The organism is Synechococcus sp. H70.1 (assembly GCF_047502705.1).
Taxonomy (GTDB): Bacteria; Cyanobacteriota; Cyanobacteriia; order Thermostichales; family Thermostichaceae; genus Thermostichus.
In genome coordinates this window covers 26,121-51,293 of sequence record NZ_JANSIV010000024.1, presented here as the reverse complement: position 1 = coordinate 51,293, position 25,173 = coordinate 26,121, and the positions used below count along the sequence as shown (strand labels likewise).

The following is a 25,173-nucleotide window of genomic DNA, read 5'->3' as shown; positions in this document are numbered from 1 at the left end:
ACGGTGGGGAATTCCGCACCTTACGTTAAGCCCCACGGAACTGTCCAGACGCGTCCTTGACAGCGCCTTGACAAGAATCCCCCGCCTTGAGGGGGTGGGAGCGTCAACCTGGCCAATGGCGGCCATGGCCCTTACCCCCGGTCCCTCTCCCTCAGGGAGAGGGGAGTCAGAGCGGCGCGTTCGTGACGGCGTTGCCTAGCGCTGACGACGGACAGAAACCTTTCATTTTCCCGGTTGCTTGCTTGCAAGGATCCCAAAAGATGTCTAGAAGATGCGGCGGGAAGGGGATCCCCGCTCCAGCAGCTCCTTGGCTACTAGGGTCACCACTGCCAGCAAGGAGAGCACCACCGCTGCTGCATAGGCTGAGCCCGTGGCATAGCTGCGGTAGGCATCTTCCACAAACAGAGGTAGGGTTTGGGTGCGCCCAACGATGTTGCCCGAGACCACCGCCACAGCGCCAAACTCCCCCATGGCACGGGCATTGGTTAGGATGACGCCGTACAGAAGGCCCCAGCGGATGTTGGGCAGGGTGATGCGCCAAAAGATCTGCCAGGAATTCGCTCCCAGGGTTTTGGCGGCCTCTTCCTCTTCGGTGCCGGTCTCTTCCAAGACGGGCAGTACCTCCCGCACCACAAAAGGCAAGGTGATGAAAGCCGTGGCCAGCACAATGCCCGGAAAGGCAAAAAGGACCCGCAGGTTCCAGGATCCCAGCCAACCTTGACGGCCAAAGATTAGCACCAGCATCAGGCCGGCCACTACCGGCGAAATGGAAAAGGGCAGGTCAATAAGGCTAAGCAGCAAGGCCCGTCCTGGAAAGCGGCGGCGGGCCAAGGCTAGGGCGGCGCAGAGGCCAAAAAGAGTATTGAGCGGCACAACAACCAGGGCAGTCAGCAAAGTCAAGCGGGCCGCACTGAGAAACTCTCGCTCCCCTAGGTGCTGAAAAAAAGTGGGGATCCCTTCCCGAAAGGCCTGGTAGAAAACATTCACCAGCGGGATCCCGATGAGCAGACCTACGTAGAGCAAGACGATCCCAATCAGCAGGCCAGCTAGCCAAGGGCTGGCGGGTGGTGCAACTTCCCTAGGTTTCATGGCGACTTGCCCAGCCTTGCAGAAGGTTAATCACCGCCAGCAATAGGAAGGAGATCACCAACATCACTGTTCCAATCACGGTGGCGCCGGCGTAATCGTACTGTTCCAGTCTTTGGATGACCAGCACCGCCGCAATCAAGTCCTGGAAAGGGATGCTGGCGGCAATAATGACGATGGAGCCATACTCACCGACCGCGCGAGAAAACCCCAGCGCCACCCCTGTTAGGATAGAAGGTAGAATTTGCGGCAACACCACTCGGCGAAAGGTCTGCCAGCGGGAGGCGCCCAAGCTCCAGGCAGCTTCTTCCACCTCTGGTTCCAGTTCCTGGAGCACCGGCTGCACGGTCCGCACCACAAAGGGAAAAGAGATAAACAGCATTGCCACCCCCACCCCCAAGCGGGTAAAGGCAATGCGAATTCCCAAGGGAGCCAGCAGGGATCCTATCCAACCGTTGCTGCTGTAGACTGTGGCCAGGGTGAGACCGGCCACAGCCGTGGGCAGGGCAAAGGGCAGATCAATTAACCCCTCGAGGAGCTTTTTGCCGGGGAAGGCGTAGCGCACCAACACCCAGGCGGTTAGGGTGCCCATCACACCGTTCACGAGGGCTGCCAGCAAGGCAGTTACAAAAGTAACCTCATAGGCAGAGAGGGCTAGGGGATCGGTTGCAATCCGCCAAAACTCTGCCCAGCCCAGGGTGCTGGACCTGGTAATCAAGGCAGCCAGGGGCAAGACTAACATCAGGAAGAGATAGCCCAGGGTCAGCCCCCACGGCCAAGACAGTTGAGACAACGCTTGCAGCAAGGTTCCCTACGCTCCCACAGGCATGGCTGTCATTTCCGTTTTTTTGATGGGGAAGGCTTTGATTACCCTAGGGCGCACGTAAACCTGCTGCCCTATGTGCAGCGGCTGGCTGGCGTATTGCTCGCGGCTGAGGTGGGCCCAGAGGGAGCCGCCATCGCTGAGAATTAGCTCCGCCTGGATCTCCCGCCCTAGGTGAATGATCTCTTTGACCCAAGCCGAGACACCGCTGCTGGTGGGGTTGAGCTCGATTTGGACATCGTGGGGGCGCAGAAAAAGCCGATGCGGGCCGGCTTGGGCTTCAGGGAGTTGGCAGGACAATACAGAGCGAGGCGAGAGCTCGTTGACCGGGCCAATAAAGCTCATGACAAAGGGAGTGGCCGGATGATCATAGATCTCAGCCGGGGATCCCACCTGTTCCACCCGCCCCTGGTTCATGACCACAATTTGGTCGGCCACCTCCATGGCCTCCTCTTGGTCGTGGGTAACAAACACAGTGGTAACGTGCACCTCGTCGTGCAGGCGCCGCAGCCATTGGCGCAGCTCCTTACGCACCCTGGCATCCAGCGCCCCAAAGGGCTCATCCAAAAGCAACACCTGCGGCTCCACCGCCAGAGCACGGGCCAGGGCCACCCGCTGGCGCTGTCCTCCTGAAAGCTGTGAGGGGTAGCGATCTCCAAACCCTGACAGTTGCACCAGCTCCAGCAGCTCGTCCACCCGTGCCTGGATCTCAGCCCGTGGCAGCTTGCGGATCTCCAGGCCAAAGGCAATGTTCTGCCGCACCGTCATGTGCTTAAACAGGGCGTAGTGCTGGAAGACAAAGCCAACGTTGCGCTCCTGGACGCTGGCATGGGTGGCATCCCGCCCCGTGAGGAAGATCCGCCCTGTGTCCGGCTTTTCCAGGCCGGCAATGAGACGTAGCAGGGTAGATTTGCCAGAACCCGACGGCCCCAGCAAAGCCACCAGGGATCCCGTGGGAATGATGAGATCCGTAGGGTGGAGGGCCTGAAACTGGCCAAAACGCTTCGATACCCCTGCAATGGTGATGCCCATAGGTTCTGCCTAGCTAGTGGTTGGTCTAAGGAGTTGCTGGCTCGGTTGCCGGATGGTGCTGCAGCTAGGGGTAAGGGAGGTGAAATCTGCAGCTAATCTACGGTAAACCTGTCAACAAACCGTTGATACAGCTCCCAGGATACCTTGAATGGGGATGCAAAACAAGGGAGGCTCCCTACAGCCCGGCTTGGATGCGGTCAAACGCAGCCCCATCGGCAAAAAAGCGGTTTTGGATTGCTTCCCAGCCCCCCAGGTCGGCAACAGTTACCAGCCTCTCAATGGGAGGGTACCGCCAGGCAAACTCTTGCGCCACCGTCGGCTCCACCGGACGGAAACCCACCTCGGCAAAGGCCCGTTGCGCTTCTGGAGTAAACAGGTAGTTCACAAAGGCTTCGGCCACGCTGCGGGTTCCTTTGCGCTCCACCGTGGCATCCACCACGGCTACGGGGTTGTCGATGGAAATGTTGGGATCCGGCACCACGTAGGGCAAGGACTGGCCGCGCAGACCGGCCAGGATCACCTCCTGTTCGTAGGTGAGCAGGGCATCTCCCTGCCCTTTTTGGAAAAAGACATCCGTAGCCTCCCGCGAGTCCCGTGGCAGGACGCGGACATTTTTGTAGACCTGGGTGGTGAAGGCCAGGGCTTGGGGCTCCGGAACAGCACTCCAGAGGGCCAAAAAGTTCCAGCGGGCACCCCCTGAGGTTTTGGGGTTGGCGGTGATCACCTGCAGGCCGGGCCGGGCCAGGTCCAGCCAAGAGCGGATACCGTGGGGGTTGCCCTGCCGCGTTACAATCACCACGACCGAGCGGGTAACGATCCCTTGGTTGGGCGTGCGGCTTTCCCAGCCCGGTCGAATGAGACCGGCAGCCACAAGGCGCTCCACATCCAGGCCCAGGGCCAGAGCCACCACATCGGCATCCAGCCCGTCAATGACCGCCCGCGCTTGTGTGGCCGAGCCGGCGTAGCTGCTTTCTACACGCACCCGTTGGCCGGTCTGGGCCAGCCAGTGGGCCTCAAAGGCAGGGATGATCTGCCGGTAGGCGTCGCGGGTTACGGCAAAAGAAGCTAGGAGAATCCTCACTTCCCCCTGGGATCCCACCCCGCAGCCGCCCAGCCCTAGCAGAAGTCCTAGGAGGAGGGATCCCACCGCCAGCCACCGCCCCACTCTCCCCGACCAGGCCACCGCGACAGGTGAGGGGATCCCCCCTGTCCCTTCCCTCTTCACAGCCACCCCCATTCCGCTCTCCCCAAAAAGGTTGAACGGCAGGGATCCATTCTACGGTCAGCCGGTCGGCAGGCCGTCTTTAGGGCCAGGGATCCCTAGGCAGGGCAGGGGGTGGGAAGCGCCGCATCGGCAGCAAGATCCAGCGTGGCCCTGAGGAGGCCGGGATCCTCTGGAGAAGGGAGCAGCTGGAACCCCAAGCGCCTGCAGAGGCGGCGCATGCCCTCGTTTTCGCTGAGCACCTCGCCGGTGAGGCGCCGGATCCCTTCGCAGCGGGCCACCTGAATCAGGCGGGTCAGCAGCTCCGTGCCGATCCCTTGTCTTTGGTAAGGATCCGCCACCAGCAGGGCAAACTCGGCTTCTTCGGGAAGGCCGTGTTTTTTGGAGAGGCGGCTGATGCCGAGGAGGTGGGGCTCTGGGTCTTGCCGCTCGGCCACCAGAGCAATCTCCCGGTCGTAGTCGTTAAAGCAGATGCGAACCAAGCGCTCGTGGGCGATGCGGGCGCTGTATTTGATGGGGTGGAAGTAGCGCAGGTAGATGCTGTAGTCGGAGACGTGGCGGTGAAACTGGATCACCAGCAGCTCGTCTTCGGGACGGATGGGGCGGATGGTGATGCCCTCGCGGAAGGGCCAACTGTACTGGCTGGGGTAGGGGCGGATGGCCAACGGTACGGGGGGTTCCTGCTCCGAGCGCAAAATGACGCGGGCATCCAAAGCCAGCAGTTGCTCGCCCGAGGCCAGCAGGGGGTTGATGTCGATCTCTTGGATCTGCCGCTGTTCGGCCACCAGTTGGCTGAAGCGCACCAAAAGCTGTTCCAGCGCTTCCAGATTGACGGCTCGGCGCCCCCGCACCCCCTTGAGGGCCTTGTAGATGAGGGTATTCTCCATCAGGCGGCGCGCCAAGGTGGTGTTGAGGGGGGGAAGGCCAATGGCGCGATCCTGGAACACCTCCACCAGTTGGCCGCCGCTGCCAAACAGCAACACCGGCCCAAACTGGGGATCCTCGCTGCTGCCCAGGATCAGCTCGTAGCCGTCGGTGCGGATCATCGGCTGCACCGTCACCCCTTGGAAGTGCTCTGGCCCTGCTTTCTCGCTGACGTTGCGGCGAATCTGGGCGAAGGCCCGCCGCACCGCTTCGGCATCGGGCAGGTTGAGCTGGACGCCGCCCACGTCACTCTTGTGGGTGAGGGTATGGGAGTAGAGCTTCAGCACCACCGGGTAGCCCATTTCTGCGGCGGCCTCTACCGCTGCTTCCGGGCTCTTGGCCACCCGCGTGGGCACCACCGGGATCCCGTAGGCGGCCAGGATCTCCTTGGACTCGACCTCGGTTAAGAGCCGGCGACCTTGCTGCCGGGCTTGGCCGAGAATTTGTTGCACCCTCTCGCCCTCGACCGCTGTTGCAGGGAGCAGAGTGGGAGTTTCGTAGAGGGCCTTGAGGTTGTCGCTAAAGCGCCACAGATAGCTGAATACCCGTGCCGCCTGATCCGGGTAGCGGTAGGTGGGGATCCCCGCTTGGTTAAGGATCTGCTCGCCGGCATCCACCAGGTCTCCCCCCATCCAACTGGCCAGGATGGGCTGCCGGGAGCCGCTGCGCCGCCAGGTCTCCACCACCTTGGCAGCAGTGGCGGTGGGATCCGTCATCGCCTGGGGGGTGAGGATCACCAAACAGCCCTGGCTGGCGGGATCCCGCAGCACGATCTCCAGCGCCTGGGCAAAGCGCTCCGGCCCGGCATCGCCCAAAATATCAATGGGATTGCCGTGGCTCCAGTGGGGCGGCAGGATGGAGTTAAGCTGCTCCAGGGTTTGGGGAGAAAGCTGGGCCAGGGATCCCCCAGCGCGGATGAGGGCGTCGGTGGCCAGCACCCCCGGTCCGCCGGCATTGGTGAGGATGCTGAGGTGGGGGCCCTGCGGGCGGGGCTGTTTGGCCAGTACCTCCGCCATGTCGAAGAGATCTTCAATGTGATCCACCCGCAGCACACCGCAGCGGCGGAAGGCTGCATCCAAAACCGCGTCGCTGCCGGTGAGGGATCCCGTGTGGGAAGCTGCCGCCTGGGCCGCCGCCTGGGTACGCCCCGCCTTGATGACAATAATCGGCTTGCTCAGCGCCACCTCGCGGGCCGCCGACACAAACGACCGCGCGTCCCCAATCGACTCCATGTAGAGGACAATGCTGTGGGTGTGGGGATCCTCGCCCAGATAGTCGATGAGATCCCCCCAGCCCACATCCAGCATGGATCCCAGGGAGATGAAGGCGCTAAAGCCGACATTTTCCCGCAGGCTCCAGTCCAGGATTGAGGTGCAGAGGGCCCCGCTTTGGCTGATAAACCCCACGTTGCCGGGTCGGGCCATCTGGGCAGCAAAGGTGGCATTGAGGCCGGTGTGGGGATTTTGGATCCCCAGGCAGTTGGGACCAATGAGGCGCAGCTTGCCGCGGGCAGCCTCTTGGATGGCCTTTTCCAGCTCCAGCCCCTCCGGGCCAATTTCCTTAAAGCCTGCCGAGAGGACAATGGCCCCCTTGACGCCGGCCTCGACGCATTCTTGAATAACCGCCGGCACCCCGGCTGCCGGGATGGCGATGATGGCCAAATCCACCGGCTCCGGCAGAGCAGAGAGCCGCTCGTAGGCCCGGATGCCCAACACCTGGTGCCGCTTGGGGTTGACCGGGTAGACCGTGCCGCCAAAGGGGTGGCTGATCAGGTTCCAGAGCACCGTGCGCCCCACACTGCCCTCGCGCTCTGTTGCCCCCACCACCGCCACCGAGCGGGGCAGAAAAATGGGATCTAAGGGGTGGGATCTGGCCTTCCAGATGTCCAGGCTGGGATCGGGGCGGTGCAGCGTAGCCATAGCCGTTGCAAGGAGGGAGAAGCACGTTTTGGCGGGGAGGAAGGCCGACCTTAAACCAGAGCCGGCTCCGGCTGGTGGTAGAGGGCAGCCTCCACCCGGCAGCCCCGATAGGCCAAGACGTACAGCTCCTTCATATCCTGAATGAGGGGGTAGCGGGGGTTGGCGCCGGTGCATTGGTCATCAAAAGCCTGCTCCGCCATCGCTTCCAGACGGTCGTAAAAGGCCTGCTCGCTCTCGCCGAGGGCCTCGCGAATGCTGGCCGGGATCCCTAGCTTCCGCTTTAGCTCCTCGATGGCCTCGATAAGGCGCATGACCTTTTCATCATCATTGGCTCCCCCCAACTGCAGGTAATCGGCAATCTCGGCATAGCGGTGCTTGGCGTTGGGGTAGCGGTATTGGGGAAAGATGGCCTGCTTGAAGGGGGCGTCGGTGGCGTTGTAGCGGATGACGTGGGTAATCATCAGGGCATTGGCCAGGCCGTGGGGCAGGTGGAAGGTGGATCCCAGCTTGTGGGCCAAGGAGTGGCACACCCCCAAAAAGGCGTTGGCAAAGGCCATGCCGGCAAGGGTGGCGGCGTAGTGGACTTTTTCCCGCGCTTCTGGATCTTCAGCTCCCTTCTCGTAGGCCCGCGGCAGGTAGGTCATCAGCAGCTTAATTGCCTGCAGCGCCAGCCCGTCGGTAAACTCGCTGGCCATCACCGAGACATAGGCTTCCAAGGCGTGGGTGAGGGCATCGATGCCGCCGTAAGCCGTCAGCTTCTTGGGCAGCTTCAGGGTGAGATCCGGATCGACAATGGCCATGCTGGGGGTGAGGGCGTAGTCGGCCAGGGGGTACTTGATCCCCACCCGGTCATCGGTCACCACCGCAAAGGGCGTTACCTCGGATCCCGTCCCGGAAGTGGTGGGGATGCAGACCAGTTGGGCTTTTTGCCCCAGCGGCGGCAGCTCGTAGACCCGCTTGCGGATGTCCATAAAGCGCGTTGCCAGGCCTTCAAACTCCACCTGGGGCTGCTCGTACATCAGCCACATCACCTTGGCCGCATCCATCGGGGATCCGCCGCCCACGGCGATGATGACATCCGGCTGAAACTGGCGCAACTGCTCCAGGCCGCGGTTGACGTTGCTGAGGGTGGGATCCGGCTCTACATCGTGGTAGACATCCCACTTTATCTGCAGCTCCTCGAGAACCCGGGTAACCGGCTGCAGCACACCCAGCTCGAAGAGGGGCTTATCGGTCACCAAAAAAGCCCGTTTTTTGCCGGCCAACTCCCGCAGCGCCACCGGTAGACATCCCGGCTTGAAGTAGATCTTGGGCGGCACCCGGAACCAGAGCATATTTTCCCGCCGGTAGGCCACGGTTTTAATGTTGAGCAGGTGGCGCGGCCCCACATTGTCGGAGACGGAGTTGCCCCCCCACGTGCCACAGCCCAAAGTTAACGAGGGATCCAGCCTAAAGTTGTAGAGATCCCCAATTGCCCCCTGGGAAGAGGGGGTGTTGATCAGCACCCGCGCTGTTTGGAGGGCCTGCTCAAAGTAGGCAATGTCGTCCTGGTTGGCGGGATCGGTATACAAAACAGAGGTGTGGCCCCGCCCACCGAAATTGACCAGTTGGACAGCAACCTCGACGGCGCTGTGGAAATCCTTGGCGCGGTAGAAGGCCAAAACAGGGGCCAATTTTTCGTAGGAAAACGGCTCTTCGGGCCCCACCTTGTCCACTTCCCCAATCAGCAGCTTGGTGCCTTCGGGTACCTGGATCCCGGCCAGAGCAGCGATGGTCTGCACCGATTGGCCAACAATAGCTGGATTGAGACGGCCATCCTTGAGGAGGATGCGGCGCACCGCTTGCGTCTGTTCCGGATCCAAAAAGTAGGCTCCTCGATGGCAAAATTCCGCCTTCACCTGCTCATAAACGGCCTCCACCACAATCACCGCCTGTTCCGAGGCGCAGATCATGCCGTTGTCAAAAGTTTTGCTGAGCAAGATTGAACTGACGGCCATGGGAATGTCGGCACTGGTGTCGATGACCGCCGGCGTGTTGCCCGCCCCCACGCCCAGCGAGGGGTGGCCGGAGGAATAGGCCGCCTTGACCATGCCGGGGCCGCCGGTGGCCAGGATCAATTTCACCTCCGGATGCTGCATCAAAGCCTGAGAAAGCTCAATCGTGGGCTCGTCAATCCAGCCAATCAAGCCCACAGGCGCGCCTGCCGCCTCAGCCGCCTCTTTGACCACTTTGGCCGCGGCGATGGTGCATCGTTTGGCGCGGGGGTGAGGCGCAAAGATGATGGCGTTGCGGGTTTTCAGAGTGATGAGGGCTTTGAAAATAGTCGTCGAAGTGGGATTGGTGACCGGCACAATGCCCGCCAAAAGCCCCACCGGCTCGGCAATGCGCTCGTAGCCAAAGCTCTCGTCCCGCTCAATGACGCCACAGGTTTTCTCGTGTTTGTACTTGTTGTAAATGTATTCAGAGGCAAAGTGATTTTTGATCACCTTGTCTTCCACAATGCCCATGCCGGTCTCCTCTACAGCCAACTTGGCCAAGGGGATCCGCTCGTTGTTGGCTGCCAGGGCAGCTTTGTGAAAGATTCGATCCACCTGCTCCTGGGTGAAGGTGGCATACTCAGCCTGGGCAGCTTTCACCTGCTGGATTAAGGCTTCCAGTTCCTCGAGATTGGTAACAGGCATGGGTGGATCCCTCCAAAATCACATCCATACGGGTTAAAAGTTGAGGCAACCGTAACAGTTAGAGCTACAAGACTCCCTGGGCTCCCTGGCCGGCTAAGCGCCCACAGGTGCAGGAACCTGGATCTCAGTGGTCATTTTTGGGGGATGGGTGAGGGTGTTGTGGATGATGCAAGCGTCGACAGCTTTTTCTAGGCCCTTTTGCTGCCTTTCGTCGAGCGGGATCCCCGTCTGAACGCGAATGCAAATGTTGTCTAAGCGGCTGGGGTGCTCAACTTTATCTGCAGTAACAACCACTTCCAGCCCCCGAGGATCCAACTGCCGCGCTTCCAGATACTTGAGGGCATAAAAGCCAACACAGGCACCCAAAGAGGCCAAAAACCACTCCGGCGGCGTCATTCCCTGATCTTGGCCGTGGTTGTCCAAGGGCTGATCGCTGAGGATGCGATGGCCGCGGCTTTCGGCTTGAAATTGAACGCCATTTTGGTAGGTTACGCGCACTTCCACTGGGGATCCCTCCTCTATTTTTCCATCTGCCAGAGTTGGCCAGCTCCTAGCCTATAAGTTCAACCTAGCGCTACTTTAGGGGCAGCCTAAGAATTTTAGAGATGACTTTGGGATCAAGCTGATGCAAATGGGGATTGACTCTGTTTTTGTTACTGTTGCTACGGCAATAAACTAAGTCTTAGCAGCCATTAAACCGCCACCAATCCCCGCTCGCGAAAGATCTGCAAAGCGTGGTTGATCTGTTCCGGGGTGGGCGGCTGGACATCGCTGAGGGTGTAGGGCAGTCCCAACTGCTGCCATTTGTATTCCCCCATCTTGTGAAAGGGCAAAACCTCCACCCGCTCCACGTTGGATAGAGTGGCCACAAACTCAGCCAAGCCCTTGATGTTTTCCTCAGGATCTGTTAGTCCAGGAACGAGAACAAAACGAATCCAGGTGGGCTTTTGAATCTGATCCAAATAGCGAGCCAGATCGAGAGTGGGCTGCAGCGAAACGCCGGTAACTTTGCGATAGAGCTCCGGCAGATAGGACTTGATATCGAGCAACACCAAATCCGTATGGGCCAAAACTGGCTTGGCCACCCCCAAGGGCGCGTAGCCGGAAGTGTCCAGCGCCGTGTGCAAGTCCAGCTCGTGGCAGCGGCGGAAAATCTCGGCCACAAAGTTGGGTTGCATTAACGGTTCCCCCCCGCTAGCCGTGACTCCCCCACCCTTGAGGTAGTAATTGCGGCAGCGCTGGATCTCCGCCATGAGGGAGTCCACCGTCACCACCTGGCCAGCATTGGGATCCCGACAGTCGGGATTGTGGCAGTACAGACAGCGCAGAGGACAGCCCTGTAGGAAGATGACAAAGCGGATCCCTGGCCCATCTACCGTGCCACAGGTCTCGACCGAGTGAATGCGGCCGGTTATCGGCGTCAAGGGCTTGAGCGGGGTATCCATACTTCTATCCTCAATGGCTTTTGCAAAATATCAATTAATCTTGAGGTTTTCTTCCCAATTGCTGGCCATGTTGTGCAGATCACGGTTTGGACTTTACCCAGACTGTGTTTTTCTTAACGGTTGAAAACCAATGGAAAGGCCTCCTACTGGGAGGCCTCTGCCGAGAGGTTGTGCAGGCGATGGGCTTTGGGATCAAAGCCCGCCGGGAAATGGGTATAGGCATCGTAATCGGCGTGATCCAGCAAAGCCCCTTCCAAGAGGGCACCGCGGAAATTGCTGCCAAAAAGCAGACATCCCCGCAGGTCGGCTTTGGATAGGTTGGCGCCGCTCAAATCGGCAAAGCTGAGATCGCACCCCCGCAAGTTGGCGCCTGCCAGGTTGGCGCCGCTGAAATCGGCATAGCGCAGGTCGGCACCGGCTAGGTGGATCCCTTGTAGGTCGGCCTGGGGCAGCTCGATCTCCTGGAAATCTCGCCGTCCCGCCGCGTAGTCTCTAACCAAATCCCCAACGCTATAGTTCATTGAACCTCCTTGCTTGGGGAGGGGGGATCCTTCACCCGGCTAGGGGCAGCCTTCCGGGATCCCCCGCCCCCTCGTTTAGAAGTGTTGATGGAAGGTGCGGTTAATCACATCCAGTTGCTGCTCGCGGGTAAGCTTGATGAAGTTCACCGCGTAGCCGGAAACCCGGATGGTGAGCTGCGGGTAGAGCTCTGGGTGCTCCATGGCGTGCAGCAGGGTCTCGCGGTTGAGGACATTCACGTTGAGGTGAAAGCCGCCATCCCGCATGTAGCCGTCCAGCAGCCCCACCAGGTTGGCAACCCGCTCCTCGGCCGTGCGACCTAGGGCCGCCGGCACGATGGAGAAGGTGTTGGAGATGCCATCCAGCGCGTCGTCGTAGGGCAGCTTGGCCACGGAGGCCAGCGACGCCACCGCTCCCTTGGTGTCGCGGCCATGCATGGGGTTGGCCCCCGGTGCAAAGGGCTCGCCAGCCCGCCGCCCATCGGGGGTGTTGCCAGTTTTCTTTCCGTAGACCACGTTGGAGGTGATGGTGAGAATGGACTGGGTGGGGATAGCGTTGCGGTAGGTTTTGTGCTTGCGCAGCTCCGCCATGAAGGTCTGCACCAATTGCACCGCAATCTGGTCAACCCGGTCGTCGTTGTTGCCATATTTGGGGAAGTCGCCCTCCACCGCGTAGTCCACCACCAGGCCGCGCTCGTCCCGAATTGCCCGCACCCGCGCGTACTTGATGGCCGAGAGGGAATCCGCCACCACCGATAGGCCAGCCAGGCCAAAGGCCATCGTGCGCACAATGTCGCGGTCGTGCAGGGCCATCTCCAGGCGCTCGTAGCAGTACTTGTCGTGCATGTAGTGGATGATGTTCATGGTGTTGACGTAGGTCTTGGCCAGCCAGGCCATCATCTGCACCAGGCGCGGCCACACCTCGTCGTACTCCAACACCTCAGAGGTGATGGGGGCGTAGGCCGGGGCCACCTGCTCACCGGAGATCTCATCCCGACCGCCATTGATGGCATAGAGTAGGCACTTGGCCAGGTTTACCCGCGCCCCAAAAAACTGCATCTGCTTGCCAATGCACATGGCCGATACGCAGCAGGCGATGCCGTAGTCATCCCCCCAGTAGGGGCGCATCAGGTCGTCGTTTTCGTACTGGATGGAGCTGGTTTCGATGGAGACCTTGGCGCAGTAGCGCTTGAAGGCTTCCGGCAGCCGCTCCGACCAGAGCACCGTTAGGTTGGGCTCCGGCGCCGGCCCCAGGTTGTAGAGGGTGTGCAGCATGCGGAAGCTGGTCTTGGTGACCAGAGGTCGCCCATCCAGCCCCATGCCGCCAATGCACTCAGTTACCCAGGTGGGATCGCCGCTGAAGAGCTCGTTGTACTCTGGCGTGCGCAAAAACCTGACCATGCGCAGCTTCATGACAAAGTGGTCGATGAGCTCCTGGGCCTCTTCTTCGGTGAGGATCCCGGCCTGCAGATCCCGCTCGATGTAGATGTCTAGGAACGTGGAGACCCGCCCCAGGGACATGGCGGCACCGTTTTGCTCTTTGACCGCTGCCAGGTAGGCTAGGTACAGCCACTGGATGGCCTCGCGGGCATTGGTTGCTGGCCGGCCGAGATCAAAGCCGTAGCTGGCCCCCATTTCCTTGAGCTCGTGCAGGGCTTTGATCTGCTCTGAGAGCTCCTCCCGCAGGCGGATGGTCTCTTCATCCATCGTGTCCAGGTCTAGGCTGGCTTTTTGCGCCTCCTTGTCTTCAATCAGCCGATCCACCCCGTAGAGAGGTACCCGCCGGTAATCACCGATGATGCGACCCCGCCCATAGGCGTCCGGCAAGCCGGTGATGATGCCAGAGCGGCGGCAGCGGCGCATCTCCTCCGTGTAGGCGTCAAAGACCCCGTCGTTGTGGGTCTTGCGGTATTTGGTAAAGATCTCCTTAACCTTTGGATCCAGCTCGTAGCCGTAGGCCTTGAGGGCCGTCTCTACCATGCGGATGCCGCCAAAGGGCAGGATGGCCCGCTTCAGGGGCTTGTCTGTCTGCAGACCTACAATTTGCTCCAGCTCCCGGTCGATATAGCCCGGCGGGTGGCTGGTGATGCTGGAAGGAAGGTCGGTGTCAGCATCCAAAACCCCCCGCTCCCGTTCCAGCGCCATCAAATCCTTAACCTTGGCCCACAGCCCCTGCGTGCGTTCAGTGGCCGGCGCCAAAAAGCTTTCATCGCCGGTGTAGGGAGTGTAATTGCGCTGAATAAAATCTCGGACATCAATGCAGCGTTGCCACCGTCCCGGGACAAAATCTCTCGCTATCGTTTGCTCAGATACTTTACGCTCTCCGCTTTTTTCGGCCTTCGATTCTGTAGACAAAGCTACAGAACGGTGCGCGCTCACTACCATAACAATCCTCCCGGCTCTTCCGCCTGACAACTTCGCCAATAGACTGGCAATAGAGCAAGGTGACACCCCGTTGACTGCCAAAAGCTACAACAATCTTTGCAAAAGAGAAGGACAAACGACTCGCCTACGGGAGAGCTTTTAGCAACTCTGCCGTTTCTTTTTTTGAGCTGTTTGCCATACACCTTGCCCACTTCAATTCTAGTCTCCTCCCCTCTCAGGCGGTTCTTGCTTCTGCATTTTTTCGGTATTGTCCTAAGAGGCTGCCAAGGGGAGTTGCCAAATGGCTAGCTTAGGTCAAGGTAGGCTGGAGTCAGTGCCTTTAGTCAGTGGGGTGGCGCAGTAACCGCTCGAGGGAATCTCCGTAGCAATTCCTCCACTGCCCTCCCTCTTGCCCTGAGCTAGGAAAAAACTGAGGCAGGGATCTGCTCCCACTGCGAGGGGTAAGAGTTTTGAACTAAGGTAAACTTTGGTGTTTGCTTTGAGAGAAGTGTTAAATACAACCTCTCATGCAGCTGGGGCTTGCCTATCATCCTGTCTGGCGCTGGGTAGTTTTGGTTCCTAGACTGAGCCCCTTCCTTGAGGATTGCTCATTGCTGTGCTACATATGTCTTAACTGCCTGGCATGAGTATTTATTACTATGCGGCTCGTCTGCGGCCAAAAGGGGGCCTTGTCGAGCCGAGGACGAAGGAGGAGCGTAATGTTCACACGGTTGGCGGAACAATACCGCAGCTACGTTCAAGACCTGGTGATGAGTTTGCAGGCCCTGGCCATTGCTTTGGAGAAGCGGGGCTACCCAGCCTCCTGCTACACCTGCGGAACCTCCTTTGAGAGCGCTTCCTTCATGGTCAGCTTGCGGGAAGGGCATCTGATTCGCTTTTTGGTTTCCGAGTGCTCCATCAGCTGGACGGAGATGCGGGATGAGCGAGAGCTGATGAAGCTGGAAGGAGCAGAAGCCATTCGTCAGCTTCAGGATCTGGTAGAGCTGATCAAAGACGATCTGGTGGCTAGCGCTGCGCCAGCGGAAGCTCTAGCCAGTAGCCGCTGATCCCTGTCAGAGACTCCCTAGCCAAGAAATCTATAGCTGTTGGAGGCCACCTCTGGAGCTAAAGAGCAGCCTTCTAGGGACACACTTGCGCTTAGTCGTTTCCCTATACCCCCAAGGGGATTCGAACCCCTGTCGCATCCGTGAAAGGGATGTGTCCTAGGCCTCTAGACGATGGGGGCATCTGGAAGCAGGGCGATCTTGATTCTAAAGAGGCGGGTTTAGTTCTGTCAACTTACGTTTCTTGCTAGTCGGCCTCCTGCCCCGGCCAAGATCAGGACTCCCAGGAGAGCCAGGCCCAGCAATCCAGCAATTAGGAGAGGTTCATCGGAGATCGCATCCATGTACACCTCACCTCTTGAGGGGGATAATAAAGATCCAGGTCCTGCCCTACTCAAGTGGCGAGAGGGGCAGCTCTTCAGAGGCTTAAACTACACTATCTATAGGAATGACCCATCGCTTGGACTAGCATGATTCCCACCGTTATTGAGCAATCTGCACGCGGCGAGCGCGCTTTTGATATTTACTCGCGTTTGCTACGGGATCGGATTATCTTCTTGGGCACGCCGGTAGATGACGATGTTGCCAACCTCATTGTGGCCCAGATGCTCTACCTGGAATCCGAAGACCCCGAGAAAGATATCTACCTCTACATCAACTCTCCCGGCGGCTCTGTCTATGCTGGCATGGCCATTTACGACACCATGCAGCACATCCAACCCGACGTCTCCACCATCTGCATTGGTCTCGCAGCCAGCATGGGAGCCTTTTTGCTGGCAGGGGGCGCCAAAGGCAAACGCATTGCCCTTCCTCATGCCCGCATCATGATTCACCAACCTCTGGGAGGAGCCCAGGGTCCAGCCACTGACATCGAGATCCAAGCTAGGGAGCTTCTCTTTATCAAAAACAGTCTCAACAGTCTGCTTGCTTACCACACCGGCCAACCGCTGGAGCGCATCGAGCGCGATACTGACCGCGACAACTTTATGACCCCAGAACAGGCCAAAGAATACGGCATCATCGACCAGGTAATCACCAAGAAGCCCCAGCCCTCCCTGACCACCGTTTCCTAGCTCCCCTGGCTGCCGGAAACTTCCTTGCCCAGCGCCCTGTCGGGGGAGCTGGGATCCCCCTCAGAAAGATGTGAAGAGAGTTAAAGAAATCTATCTTGCTGCCAAGAGAGGGCCTGGCTTGCTTTAAGTAAACTAATCAAACTCATAAAGAAAGTAATGATCTGCCTCTCATCGCAGATGATAGCTTAGGATTAAACCTAAGGTAGAGTTGCATCGTCGAAATCGCAGCTGCGACAGGAGCTGGAAATATCCCCAGGGAATTTTCTAGGCTCGACGTGTCAAAGCTGGCGATGGAAGAAGTTCTAGGGGTAAGGCTCAGATCTTTCCCCTGCCTAAGGGAGGGGGATTAAGGCACAAGTTGAGCCCCCCACTTGTGAGGCAACTCCAGGAGCAGGATTTTTACCTCTGCTCCCTTGCCTGTCTTGAGTGGCTGTAGGTGTTGTTTTTCAACTTTGCAGAGTTTGTCATTCGTGTAGAGGGGGATTGACGTGGCCTACTCAGCAACCAAAACCAAAAGCGGCTACCAAGCGGGGGTAAAGGACTACCGGCTGACCTATTACACCCCCGATTACACACCTAAGGATACTGATATCCTGGCCTGTTTCCGAGTTACGCCTCAGCCGGGCGTCCCTCCGGAAGAAGCGGGGGCAGCCGTAGCGGCTGAGTCCTCAACAGGCACCTGGACAACGGTTTGGACCGATCTGCTCACTGACTTGGATCGCTACAAGGGCCGCTGCTACGACATTGAGCCGGTTCCTGGCGAAGAGAACCAGTATTTCTGCTTCGTCGCCTACCCGCTGGATCTCTTCGAGGAAGGCTCAGTTACCAACATGCTCACCTCGATTGTGGGCAATGTCTTCGGCTTCAAGGCCTTGAAGGCGCTGCGGCTGGAGGACTTGCGTATTCCCGTAGCCTACTTGAAGACCTTCCAGGGCCCTCCCCACGGTATCCAGGTAGAGCGGGATAAGCTGAACAAGTATGGTCGTCCACTGCTGGGCTGCACCATCAAGCCCAAGCTAGGCCTTTCCGCCAAAAACTACGGGCGGGCTGTGTACGAGGCGCTGCGGGGTGGGCTGGACTTTACCAAAGACGACGAAAACGTCAACTCCCAGCCCTTCATGCGTTGGCGGGATCGCTACCTGTTTGTCATGGAAGCGGTCCATAAAGCGCAGGCAGAAACCGGCGAGATCAAGGGGCACTACCTGAACGTGACGGCGCCCACCTGCGAGGAGATGTTCAAGCGGGCGGAGTTTGCTAAGGAGATTGGTGCCCCCATCATCATGCATGACTACCTCACCGCCGGCTTTACGGCCAACACCAGTCTGGCCAAGTGGTGCCGCGACAACGGCATTCTGCTGCACATCCACCGCGCCATGCACGCGGTGATTGACCGGCAGAAAAACCACGGCATCCACTTCCGGGTGCTGGCCAAGTGCCTGCGCATGTCGGGTGGCGACCACCTGCATGCCGGTACGGTGGTGGGCAAGCTGGAAGGCGACCGCGCCATCACCATGGGCTTTGTGGATCTCATGCGAGAAAACTACGTTGAGGCGGATCGTTCCCGCGGCATTTTCTTCACCCAAGATTGGGCTTCCATGCCGGGGGTGATGCCGGTGGCTTCCGGTGGGATCCACGTTTGGCACATGCCCATACTGGTGGAGATCTTCGGGGACGACGCTGTGCTGCAGTTTGGTGGCGGAACCCTAGGTCACCCCTGGGGGAACGCTCCAGGCGCGACGGCCAACCGGGTGGCTCTGGAGGCCTGCATCCAGGCCCGCAATGAAGGCCGAGATCTGATTCGCGAGGGCAACGACATCATCCGCGAAGCAGCCAAGTGGTCGCCAGAACTGGCCGCTGCCTGCGAGCTGTGGAAAGAGGTCAAGTTCGAATTCAAGCCCGTCGATACGCTCTAAGAGTCTTTCGGGGGCAAGGGATCTCCAGCTTCTCTTGCCCCCTGTTTGCCCCGTCCCCCGGATTGGTCATGGATGTAAAGCAGATTGCCAAGGATACGGCCAAAACGCTGATCAGCTACCTGACCTATCAGGCGATGCGCACGGTGCTGGCCCAACTGAGCGAGACGGATCCTCCCAGGGCCCTCTGGCTGCAGCAGTTTTCTGCTCGGCAAAGCTTCCAGGATGGGGAGGCTTACCTGCGGGCCTTGCTGGCAGAGCGGGCCGACTTGGCCTACCGCATCATGACTGTTCGGGAACACCTAGCGGCGGAGGTGGTGGACTACCTGCCAGAAATGGCCAGAACTGGCATTCAACAGGCCAACATGGAACACCGCCGCAACCACCTGGAACGGCTGACCTCAGCAACAGGATCCCTGCCTGTTACCCACCCGGAGGCAGGCTCCTTTCTACAAAACCCTACATCTGAAGTGGAGTAATCTCAGTCATGCAAACCCTACCGAAAGAGCGCCGCTACGAAACTTTCTCCTATTTGCCACCCCTGACGGACCTGCAGATCCTCAAGCAGGTGCAGTACATCCTGGATCAGGGCTACATCCCGGCCATCGAATTCAACGAGTCTTCCGAGCCAACCGACCACTTCTGGACCTTGTGGAAGCTGCCGCTGTTTGGCGCCACTTCCCCGCAGGAGGTGCTAACAGAGCTCCAGGCCTGCCGTAGTGCTTACCCCAATTGCTTCATCCGTGTAGTGGGGTTTGACAACATCAAGCAGTGCCAAGTGCTTAGCTTCTTAGTCTACAAGCCAAGCGGCTTGCGCTAAGAGCTGGCCAAAGCCCCCGGCCGCATCTGACATCCACAGGGGAGAGAGCTGCCGAAGGGCTCCTCCCCTCTTTTCTGCAAAGGAATTTCTTACGATCCGATCCCCAGGAGCGCTCCCAACCCCACCGCCAGAAGAGCAGCTAGGGTTGTTTGAATGCCGTTAACCACCTCATTGGCCATCCAAGCTAGGCGAGGCTGCAGCACCACTCCCATCCAGCTTTCTGCCAAGGTGGCTAGGAGGCCAGCTAGCCAGCAGGCGCCCAGCCACCAGGGATCCCCTCCCACCCATTCTCCGCCAATGCCCCAGGCCAGGGCGGCTATCCCTGCTGCCGCCGCCACCCCCGCCAGGGATCCCTCTAGGCTCACAGCTCCCTCGGTGCCTGCCGGCACCGGCCGAAAGGTGGTGAGCAAAAAGGTCTGTCGTCCATAGGCTTTTCCTACTTCGCTGCTGACGGTATCGGCCAACTTGGCGGCGAAGCTGGCGCTATATCCCAGCCACCAAAGGGGGTGGGGGAAGAAAGCGTATCCCACTGCACATACTGCCCCGGTCAAAGCAGAGCCCCAGACATTTTCTGGGCCTCGTGCCCCCCCTCGCTTCTCAGCAATCCCCTGCCTTTGCTTACGGTGGATCCCCAGCCAGGTGACGGCTGTGCCCACCAAAAAGTAGGCAGCCACCACCGCATAGCCCCGCCACCCTAGGCCCCCCCACACCAACAGGCCCAGCAGGCCGGCGTGGAACACCCCAGCTCGCGTCAAGGCCTTCTGGGGACTCTGCAGGGCCAGCACCACCAAGATGAGATTGAGCCAGAGCGCCACCGCCCACTGACTTAAAAGCCACCCCAGGCCCATCGCTGTTCTCCATCCCCAGCAGAGGTGGCCAGTTCCCAGCTATCGCAACGGAGAGGGAGGGATTCGAACCCTCGACGGAGCCTTTTGGGCCCCGTAACTTCTTAGCAGGAAGCCGCTTTCGACCACTCAGCCACCTCTCCATACCCGCGGAGTCAGCAGTAAGCTGAACCCCGGCTGCTAGTTGACCTATTGTAGAAGATGGGCTCCCAGCTGGCAACTGTTCTCGAGGGGGATCCCTCCACTGGAGTTGCCCTTGGCGTCGCTTACCCAGGGGATGGCTTGGTAGCCCAGCACTTTAGTGTGGGGCGGAAAAGCCCAAAAGCAACTTTAGTTGCTTACCAATGATGGGAGTCATTGCGTTAGTAATTTCTTGACGGGCGCAAGGTCAACTCTTTAACCAGTGGGACAACAGGCAGGTTGCTAAGCTCAAAACTGACAAGCTGCAGGGTTTTTGGTCTCGGCAGCTTGACCGCGTGACCAAGCAAAGAAACCGTAGGAGGCGGGATGCCGTCCACAAAGCTGCTCGCTGGGTAACTCCGTCCCCCTTACGGGATCGGGAAAGTTATCTTGGGTTGGGAAGCAAGACTGCAACTCAGGAAAGGTTCACAACCAAAAGTGCCTGTGCCAACAGGCCAGTTGAAGGAGCGCATAGCCCCACTCTGCTAGCGTTCTGGATTGAGGTGGATGAGGCGCACAGTTCCCAGACAAGCTTCTTGGATGGAGATGAGCTACCCCACTCCGGTGAAAAACCCAACAGGTGATGGCTCTTTGGGAAGCGAGGAGGGTTGGTGAAGAACGCCTTTGCAGCTCCGTTTGCGGGCTGGGTAAGAATCCCCCAAGTTAGTCGGGGGAGGGTAATCAAACGCTGCTGCCGGGGGAGTCTCCCGGCGTCAAACCCTTTGCCAAGGCTGGCCAGAACCCAGAGCGCCCTGGCCGCTGCTTCTGATAGGATCACCATCACAGGTCTTAGGGTGCACAGCGCCCGCGGCATGCACAACACCTCGACTTCTTCCGCCGCCATCGATCTTGAGATCATCTCCTTGTCAAGTCCTCGACAGGCCATGTCCCTAGCGGGGGTGCAGGAGGCTAACTTGAAATGGATTAGCCGCTGCAGCGGCGCCTCGGTAACCCTGCGGGGGCAGGATCTCTACCTGAAGGGGACCCCTCAACAGCGGCAGCAAGTGCGGCAGTGGCTAGAATTGCTGAGGCCCCTTTGGCAAGCTGGCCACCCTGTAACTGCAATTGATGCCGAACAAGCCTTCCGCGCCCTCTCCAACCAGGAAGCTGAGGCCTATCGGCAAGTGCAAACAGGTGTTCTGGCCCGCACCCGCAAGGGGGAGCTGATTCGGCCTAAAACGCCCCGTCAGCAGGAGTACGTGCAAGCCATTCGCACCCACGATCTCTGCTTCGGCATTGGGCCGGCAGGCACTGGGAAAACCTATCTGGCTGCCGTTGTGGCCATCACAGCCCTGCAAAACCGCGAGTACGAGCGTTTGATCCTGACACGCCCGGCGGTGGAGGCAGGGGAGAAGCTGGGGTTCTTGCCAGGGGATCTGGTAGAGAAGGTGGATCCCTATCTGCGGCCTCTCTACGATGCCCTGTTTGAGTTTATCGAGCCGGCCAAGCTGCCTCAGCTTATGGAGCAGGGGGTAATCGAGGTGGTGCCCCTGGCCTACATGCGCGGCCGCACGCTAAGCAACGCTTTCATCATTTTGGACGAAGCCCAGAACACCACGCCGGAGCAGATGAAGATGGCGCTCACGCGGCTGGGGTTTCGGTCGCGCATGGTGGTTACCGGGGATCTCACCCAAACGGATCTGGGCAGACATCGCCTCTCGGGGTTGGCCGCTGCGGAGCGCATCCTGGCCGGGGTGGAGGGGGTAGCCTTTTGCTACTTTGACCAGCAAGATGTGGTGCGCCACCCGCTGGTGCAGCGGATTGTGGAGGCCTACGCCCGCTACGAGAGCCAGCAGTGAGGCCGAGGGTCATCTTCTTCGATGCCGTGGGCACGCTGTTGCGGGTGCGGGGCAGCGTTGGCCAAGCCTATAGCCAGGTGGCAGCGGAGTATGGGGTAGGGGTAGATCCGCAGGCCCTGGATCGCGCCTTTGCCCAAGCTTTTGCCAGCGCTCCCCCGCCGGCCTGTGGTGGTCTATCGGGATCCTCCTTGCTGGCTTGGGAGCGGGCCTGGTGGCAGCAGGTGGTGCGCCAGACCTTTGCGGGGGTGGGATCCCTGGCTGCTTTTGGGGAGGAGCGCTTTGCGGCGTTTTTTGCCCACCTTTTCGAGTATTTTGCCGGGGCGGATCCCTGGGAGCTGTATCCGGAGACGCTACCAGTTCTCCAGGCTCTTCAGGGGGAAGGGATCCGGCTGGGGGTGATCTCCAACTTCGACAGCCGCCTGCCCAGGGTGCTGCAGGCACTGGGGTTGGAGGGCTATTTTTCCAGCCTCACCCTCTCCACCCAGGTGGGCTATGCCAAGCCCGATCCCCGCATCTTCCAAGCTGCCCTGGAGACGCAGGGGATCCCCCCCGAAGCCGCTTGCCACATCGGCGACAGCTACCGCGAAGACTATCAAGGGGCCACAGCAGCGGGCTTGAGAGCCCTTTGGCTGGATCGAGAAGGGAAAGATCCCTCCTGCCAAGGGCGGATAGGCGACCTCTGGGGAGCCCTTTCCATTCTCAACGACTCAGCAGAGGAGCAAAAACCCCATCGGGCTTGAGCAAGTAGCGCCGCAGATTCATCTGCCGCTCCAGAAGGCAGGCGTGGCCGCTCCAAGGCGAGATCTCCACCTGGGCCTGGGGCAGCCGCTCCGCCAGACGCTGCACCTCCTGCACCGAGGGCAGGAGGCGATCCCGCCCCCCCGCCACCAGCAAGGTCGGCAGGGCCATCGATTCCAGGGGAAGCTCTTCCACAACAAAGGATCCCAGCAAGGCTAGGCGCTGGGCAGCCACCTCTGGAGCGATGCTATGCACAGTCTGGCGCAACCGCTCCCGATCCGGCGGCTCCATTTGACTCAGCTCCGCCAAAAATCCCAGCCCCCGCTCGGCGAGTTGGTGATAGAGCGCCGGCGGCAAAAAGGGCAGGAGAAGATGACCCGCCCACCACCAGGGTCGGCGCCGCAGGGATGAAGCCGGATTGACCAGAATCAGGCCGCGACAGCGCTGGGGCTGCTGGGCGGCGACGGCCAACGCTAGGCAGGCTCCAAAAGACTCGCCGCACAAATAGGCTCCTTCTTCCAGGTGGGATCCCACCCACTCAACCAAGCTCTCCCAGCTATGCCCCGCTTCGGGGTGGTTTAAGCTCACAGGGCGGACGCGAAACTCGGCCTGCAGAGCCTGCGCCTGCCGGTAAAACAATCGGCCCGTGCCATCCAGGCCAGGCAGGTACAGTAGCAGCGGCCGCTCCTGGCTGCCTGCCTGCGGCGCCGGCCTGATCCCGCTAGAGGCTGCTGCCTCGCCACTTATCTTTTTCATCTCTCTACTAATCCCAAGCGCACCTGTTCCCGGGCGGCTGCCGTTAACTCCTGAATCACCTGCAGCCGCTCCTGGCGGCAGGTGTAGCGCCTTGCTCCCTCCACCCAAAGAGGGGATCCCACTCGCACCACCACCTGACGATAGATCACCACTGGATGCCCCCCCGCCTGCTGAAACCTGGGCTCGGTGGGGTCAAACCAGCGGAAAAAAGCCATGGGGATGTCCATCCCCCGCCACTCGTGTTGGGCCCACACCGCTACCGGCAGAATTGGCAGAGGGTCTACCCCGGCAGCCAAGGCCAGGTGGGCAAAGCCCGGCTGAAACCGGCCCAGCTCCTGGGGTGAGGTCTCGCGGGTAATCTGCTCTGCCCCTTCCGGGAAAATTCCCACTCCTCCGCCTGCTGCCAACGTGGCCTGAGCCTGGCGAAAAAAGGCAAGCTGGGGCCCGGATCCCTGCTGCAGGGGGATACAACCCAGGGCAAAGGCTACCTCCCGCAAGAGGGGCACCTGAGAGAGGTAGTAGTGGCAGGCAAAGCGGATTGGCCGCTCCAGCCCAGCAATCAGCACCGGCGCATCCAAAAAGCTGCGATGGTTACTGACCACCAGCAGCGGACCCTGGGGAACCCGCTCCTTGCCCTCCACCCACACCTCCGTCTGGAAAAGAGCAAGTAGCAACTGGGCCAGTACCCTGGCCTCCAGGAATCCGCTGCCTTGCCTAAGCGCTGTCAAGGATTCCATCTTTAAGTTTGCTCAATAGTCCACCCCGCGCCGCAGATCGGCTCCTTGCTCGGCATAGTGCTTGTGGCTCACCATTTCCGAATGGACGGAGGCCAGCTCAAAATAGGGCAAGGGGGCATGGCAGCGCCCTGTGATGATGATCTCCGTATCCCGCGGCTTGCGCAGCAAAGCCTCAACAATCGGCTCCACGTCCAATAGCTCCAGATCCACCGTGGGGTTGAGCTCATCCAGAATGATGGTTTTGTAAAGCCCAGAGGCAATGGCCGCCCGTGCCAGCTCCCAGCCCCGCTCTGCCTCTACATAATCGATTTCCTGCTGCTTGCCCCGCCAGACAATGGCATCGCGGCCGCAGCGCTGGTGATCCACTAGGTCAGGGTAGCTCTCCCGCAAGGCCCGAATGGCCGCATCTTCCGTGTAGCCCGTCCCCCCTTTGAGCCACTGCATGATTAGGACGCGGTGGGAGAGATCCTTGCTAATGCCACGCCCAATGGCCTGCAGGGCCCGCCCTAGGGCGCTGGTGGATTTGCCTTTGCCGTTGCCGGTGTAAATCTCAATGCCGCTGAGGGGGGGCTGACCGTTCTGGGGATCCGTCGCCCGACGGACGCTGCGCATTTCTGAGTGCAGATCGGCCAGGTCGATAATTTCTTTGGGTGCCCCCCGCCCAGTGATGATCACCTCTATCTCCTCCGGCTTTTGCTTGAGGGTGCTGACAACCTCCTCCACCGGCAGAAGGCCCAGATCCAGCACCGGGTTTAGCTCGTCCAGCACCACCACCGAGTAAAATCCTGAGGCCAGTGCTCCCTTGGCCACATCCCAGCCGCGGCGGGCCTCCTGGCGGTCAAACTTGGTGATCTCGTCGGGGCCGAAGAACTCGCCCCGCCCCGTGCGCAGCTGATCAATGAGGTGGGGGAAGCCCCGCTGGAGAGCGGCAATTGCTGCATCCTCTGCGTAGGTGCGACCCGGTCCCTTAAGAAACCGCACCAGCAACACTCGGCTGGGGGCCGAGTTTTCAATGCCCAGGCCAATTGAACGCAGCACAACCCCCAGCGCCGCCTGCGACTTGCCTTTGCCCTCGCCGTCGTAAACGTGGATCTGGCCTCGCCGGCGGTCAAATTGTCGCGCCGTTACAATGCCGATTTCTGCCCTGCCGCTCCGCATTCTGCTGTTGCCTAGAACGCTCGCTTCCCTACCCCCATCTTAGCTAGAGGAAGCGGGGAAGCCCAGAAGAGGCCAGAAC

Annotated in this window: 21 protein-coding genes and 2 tRNA genes; 7 read left to right on the top strand and 16 right to left on the bottom strand. The window is 60.0% G+C overall.

Annotated elements, in window-relative coordinates:
- Window positions 1-264: 264 nt before the first annotated feature.
- From cysW to pflB, 10 genes are all read right to left on the bottom strand, one after another.
- Entirely contained in the window at window positions 265-1,089 is an 825-nt protein-coding gene (gene cysW / locus NW827_RS01875) for a sulfate ABC transporter permease subunit CysW (protein WP_414359509.1), read from the bottom strand.
- Window positions 1,079-1,891, bottom strand: a complete 813-nt coding sequence (gene cysT / locus NW827_RS01870) for a sulfate ABC transporter permease subunit CysT (protein WP_414403157.1) — start codon at window positions 1,889-1,891, stop codon at window positions 1,079-1,081. The genes cysW and cysT overlap by 11 nt, the downstream gene beginning before the upstream one ends.
- 6 nt (window positions 1,892-1,897) lie before the next feature.
- The gene (locus NW827_RS01865) at window positions 1,898-2,941 is read right to left on the bottom strand and encodes a sulfate/molybdate ABC transporter ATP-binding protein (protein WP_414359511.1); all 1,044 of its coding nucleotides are present in this window, start codon (window positions 2,939-2,941) and stop codon (window positions 1,898-1,900) included.
- A gap of 175 nt (window positions 2,942-3,116) precedes the next feature.
- On the bottom strand, window positions 3,117-4,178 hold the full coding sequence (locus tag NW827_RS01860) for a sulfate ABC transporter substrate-binding protein (RefSeq protein WP_414503272.1): 1,062 nt from the start codon (window positions 4,176-4,178) through the stop codon (window positions 3,117-3,119).
- Window positions 4,179-4,261: 83 nt separating this feature from the next.
- Complete coding sequence (locus NW827_RS01855) at window positions 4,262-7,006, bottom strand: GNAT family N-acetyltransferase (protein WP_414503271.1); 2,745 nt, start codon at window positions 7,004-7,006, stop codon at window positions 4,262-4,264.
- A gap of 50 nt (window positions 7,007-7,056) precedes the next feature.
- Window positions 7,057-9,687 carry a bifunctional acetaldehyde-CoA/alcohol dehydrogenase gene (gene adhE, locus NW827_RS01850; protein WP_414503270.1) on the bottom strand — a complete coding sequence of 877 codons (2,631 nt, stop codon included), beginning with the start codon at window positions 9,685-9,687 and terminating at the stop codon, window positions 7,057-7,059.
- 93 nt (window positions 9,688-9,780) lie between these two features.
- Window positions 9,781-10,191, bottom strand: coding sequence for an OsmC family protein (locus NW827_RS01845; protein ID WP_414403153.1), 411 nt, complete (start codon window positions 10,189-10,191; stop codon window positions 9,781-9,783).
- A 188-nt stretch (window positions 10,192-10,379) separates the two neighbouring features.
- Complete coding sequence (pflA, locus tag NW827_RS01840; RefSeq protein ID WP_414403152.1) at window positions 10,380-11,132, bottom strand: pyruvate formate-lyase-activating protein; 753 nt, start codon at window positions 11,130-11,132, stop codon at window positions 10,380-10,382.
- 143 nt (window positions 11,133-11,275) lie between these two features.
- On the bottom strand, window positions 11,276-11,653 hold the full coding sequence (locus NW827_RS01835; protein ID WP_414359520.1) for a pentapeptide repeat-containing protein: 378 nt from the start codon (window positions 11,651-11,653) through the stop codon (window positions 11,276-11,278).
- A gap of 75 nt (window positions 11,654-11,728) precedes the next feature.
- A complete protein-coding gene (gene pflB, locus NW827_RS01830; protein ID WP_414503269.1) occupies window positions 11,729-14,035 on the bottom strand; it encodes a formate C-acetyltransferase in 2,307 nt (768 codons plus the stop codon).
- A gap of 698 nt (window positions 14,036-14,733) precedes the next feature.
- Here pflB and NW827_RS01825 point away from each other — a divergent pair.
- Window positions 14,734-15,081, top strand: coding sequence for a DUF1815 family protein (locus NW827_RS01825; protein WP_414359523.1), 348 nt, complete (start codon window positions 14,734-14,736; stop codon window positions 15,079-15,081).
- A 106-nt stretch (window positions 15,082-15,187) separates the two neighbouring features.
- On the opposite strand, the gene NW827_RS01820 is transcribed toward NW827_RS01825, so the two are convergent.
- Window positions 15,188-15,260, bottom strand: a tRNA-Glu gene (locus NW827_RS01820).
- A gap of 288 nt (window positions 15,261-15,548) precedes the next feature.
- Between NW827_RS01820 and clpP the strand changes: the two genes are divergently transcribed.
- The 4 genes from clpP (at window position 15,549) to NW827_RS01800 (ending at window position 18,881) form a co-directional block, all read left to right on the top strand.
- The gene (gene clpP / locus NW827_RS01815) at window positions 15,549-16,151 is read left to right on the top strand and encodes an ATP-dependent Clp endopeptidase proteolytic subunit ClpP (protein WP_414359525.1); all 603 of its coding nucleotides are present in this window, start codon (window positions 15,549-15,551) and stop codon (window positions 16,149-16,151) included.
- 488 nt (window positions 16,152-16,639) lie between these two features.
- Entirely contained in the window at window positions 16,640-18,064 is a 1,425-nt protein-coding gene (locus NW827_RS01810) for a form I ribulose bisphosphate carboxylase large subunit (RefSeq protein WP_414403150.1), read from the top strand.
- Window positions 18,065-18,132: 68 nt separating this feature from the next.
- Complete coding sequence (gene rcbX / locus NW827_RS01805) at window positions 18,133-18,540, top strand: RuBisCO chaperone RbcX (protein WP_414403149.1); 408 nt, start codon at window positions 18,133-18,135, stop codon at window positions 18,538-18,540.
- Window positions 18,541-18,548: 8 nt separating this feature from the next.
- Complete coding sequence (locus NW827_RS01800; RefSeq protein WP_414359530.1) at window positions 18,549-18,881, top strand: ribulose bisphosphate carboxylase small subunit; 333 nt, start codon at window positions 18,549-18,551, stop codon at window positions 18,879-18,881.
- Window positions 18,882-18,970: 89 nt separating this feature from the next.
- Here the strand turns inward: NW827_RS01800 and NW827_RS01795 are convergent, their stop codons facing one another.
- Both NW827_RS01795 and NW827_RS01790 read right to left on the bottom strand, forming a co-directional pair.
- The gene (locus NW827_RS01795; protein WP_414503268.1) at window positions 18,971-19,729 is read right to left on the bottom strand and encodes a TIGR00297 family protein; all 759 of its coding nucleotides are present in this window, start codon (window positions 19,727-19,729) and stop codon (window positions 18,971-18,973) included.
- A 48-nt stretch (window positions 19,730-19,777) separates the two neighbouring features.
- Window positions 19,778-19,869, bottom strand: a tRNA-Ser gene (locus NW827_RS01790).
- Between the two features lie 849 nt (window positions 19,870-20,718).
- On the opposite strand from NW827_RS01790, the gene NW827_RS01785 reads away from it, so the two are divergent.
- Window positions 20,719-21,705: a PhoH family protein gene (locus tag NW827_RS01785; RefSeq protein ID WP_414403147.1), complete on the top strand. Its 987-nt coding sequence runs from the start codon at window positions 20,719-20,721 to the stop codon at window positions 21,703-21,705.
- Window positions 21,702-22,445: an HAD-IA family hydrolase gene (locus tag NW827_RS01780; protein WP_414503267.1), complete on the top strand. Its 744-nt coding sequence runs from the start codon at window positions 21,702-21,704 to the stop codon at window positions 22,443-22,445. The genes NW827_RS01785 and NW827_RS01780 overlap by 4 nt, the downstream gene beginning before the upstream one ends.
- Here the strand turns inward: NW827_RS01780 and NW827_RS01775 are convergent.
- From NW827_RS01775 to NW827_RS01765, 3 genes are read right to left on the bottom strand one after another with little or no spacing between them, the layout of a single operon-like run.
- Window positions 22,405-23,199 (bottom strand): alpha/beta fold hydrolase, encoded by a 795-nt coding sequence (locus NW827_RS01775; RefSeq protein WP_414403145.1) that lies wholly within the window; start codon window positions 23,197-23,199, stop codon window positions 22,405-22,407. The genes NW827_RS01780 and NW827_RS01775 overlap by 41 nt on opposite strands.
- Window positions 23,196-23,936 carry a lysophospholipid acyltransferase family protein gene (locus tag NW827_RS01770; RefSeq protein WP_414359538.1) on the bottom strand — a complete coding sequence of 247 codons (741 nt, stop codon included), beginning with the start codon at window positions 23,934-23,936 and terminating at the stop codon, window positions 23,196-23,198. The genes NW827_RS01775 and NW827_RS01770 overlap by 4 nt, the downstream gene beginning before the upstream one ends.
- A gap of 12 nt (window positions 23,937-23,948) precedes the next feature.
- Window positions 23,949-25,094: a cob(I)yrinic acid a,c-diamide adenosyltransferase gene (locus NW827_RS01765; RefSeq protein WP_414359540.1), complete on the bottom strand. Its 1,146-nt coding sequence runs from the start codon at window positions 25,092-25,094 to the stop codon at window positions 23,949-23,951.
- Between the last annotated feature and the right edge of the window lie 79 nt (window positions 25,095-25,173).

Bases quoted from the DNA above. Each gene is read 5' to 3' on its own strand.
- NW827_RS01825 (WP_414359523.1), top strand. From the start codon at position 14,734: ATGTTCACACGGTTGGCGGAACAATACCGCAGCTACGTTCAAGACCTG.
- NW827_RS01835 (WP_414359520.1), bottom strand. From the start codon at position 11,653: ATGAACTATAGCGTTGGGGATTTGGTTAGAGACTACGCGGCGGGACGG.
- NW827_RS01865 (WP_414359511.1), bottom strand. From the start codon at position 2,941: ATGGGCATCACCATTGCAGGGGTATCGAAGCGTTTTGGCCAGTTTCAG.
- pflB (WP_414503269.1), bottom strand. From the start codon at position 14,035: ATGGTAGTGAGCGCGCACCGTTCTGTAGCTTTGTCTACAGAATCGAAG.
- NW827_RS01855 (WP_414503271.1), bottom strand. From the start codon at position 7,006: ATGGCTACGCTGCACCGCCCCGATCCCAGCCTGGACATCTGGAAGGCC.
- cysW (WP_414359509.1), bottom strand. From the start codon at position 1,089: ATGAAACCTAGGGAAGTTGCACCACCCGCCAGCCCTTGGCTAGCTGGC.
- NW827_RS01770 (WP_414359538.1), bottom strand. From the start codon at position 23,936: ATGGAATCCTTGACAGCGCTTAGGCAAGGCAGCGGATTCCTGGAGGCC.
- adhE (WP_414503270.1), bottom strand. From the start codon at position 9,687: ATGCCTGTTACCAATCTCGAGGAACTGGAAGCCTTAATCCAGCAGGTG.
- clpP (WP_414359525.1), top strand. From the start codon at position 15,549: ATGATTCCCACCGTTATTGAGCAATCTGCACGCGGCGAGCGCGCTTTT.
- NW827_RS01800 (WP_414359530.1), top strand. From the start codon at position 18,549: ATGCAAACCCTACCGAAAGAGCGCCGCTACGAAACTTTCTCCTATTTG.
- NW827_RS01795 (WP_414503268.1), bottom strand. From the start codon at position 19,729: ATGGGCCTGGGGTGGCTTTTAAGTCAGTGGGCGGTGGCGCTCTGGCTC.
- NW827_RS01785 (WP_414403147.1), top strand. From the start codon at position 20,719: ATGCACAACACCTCGACTTCTTCCGCCGCCATCGATCTTGAGATCATC.
- NW827_RS01775 (WP_414403145.1), bottom strand. From the start codon at position 23,199: ATGAAAAAGATAAGTGGCGAGGCAGCAGCCTCTAGCGGGATCAGGCCG.
- rcbX (WP_414403149.1), top strand. From the start codon at position 18,133: ATGGATGTAAAGCAGATTGCCAAGGATACGGCCAAAACGCTGATCAGC.
- pflA (WP_414403152.1), bottom strand. From the start codon at position 11,132: ATGGATACCCCGCTCAAGCCCTTGACGCCGATAACCGGCCGCATTCAC.
- NW827_RS01860 (WP_414503272.1), bottom strand. From the start codon at position 4,178: ATGGGGGTGGCTGTGAAGAGGGAAGGGACAGGGGGGATCCCCTCACCT.
- NW827_RS01765 (WP_414359540.1), bottom strand. From the start codon at position 25,094: ATGCGGAGCGGCAGGGCAGAAATCGGCATTGTAACGGCGCGACAATTT.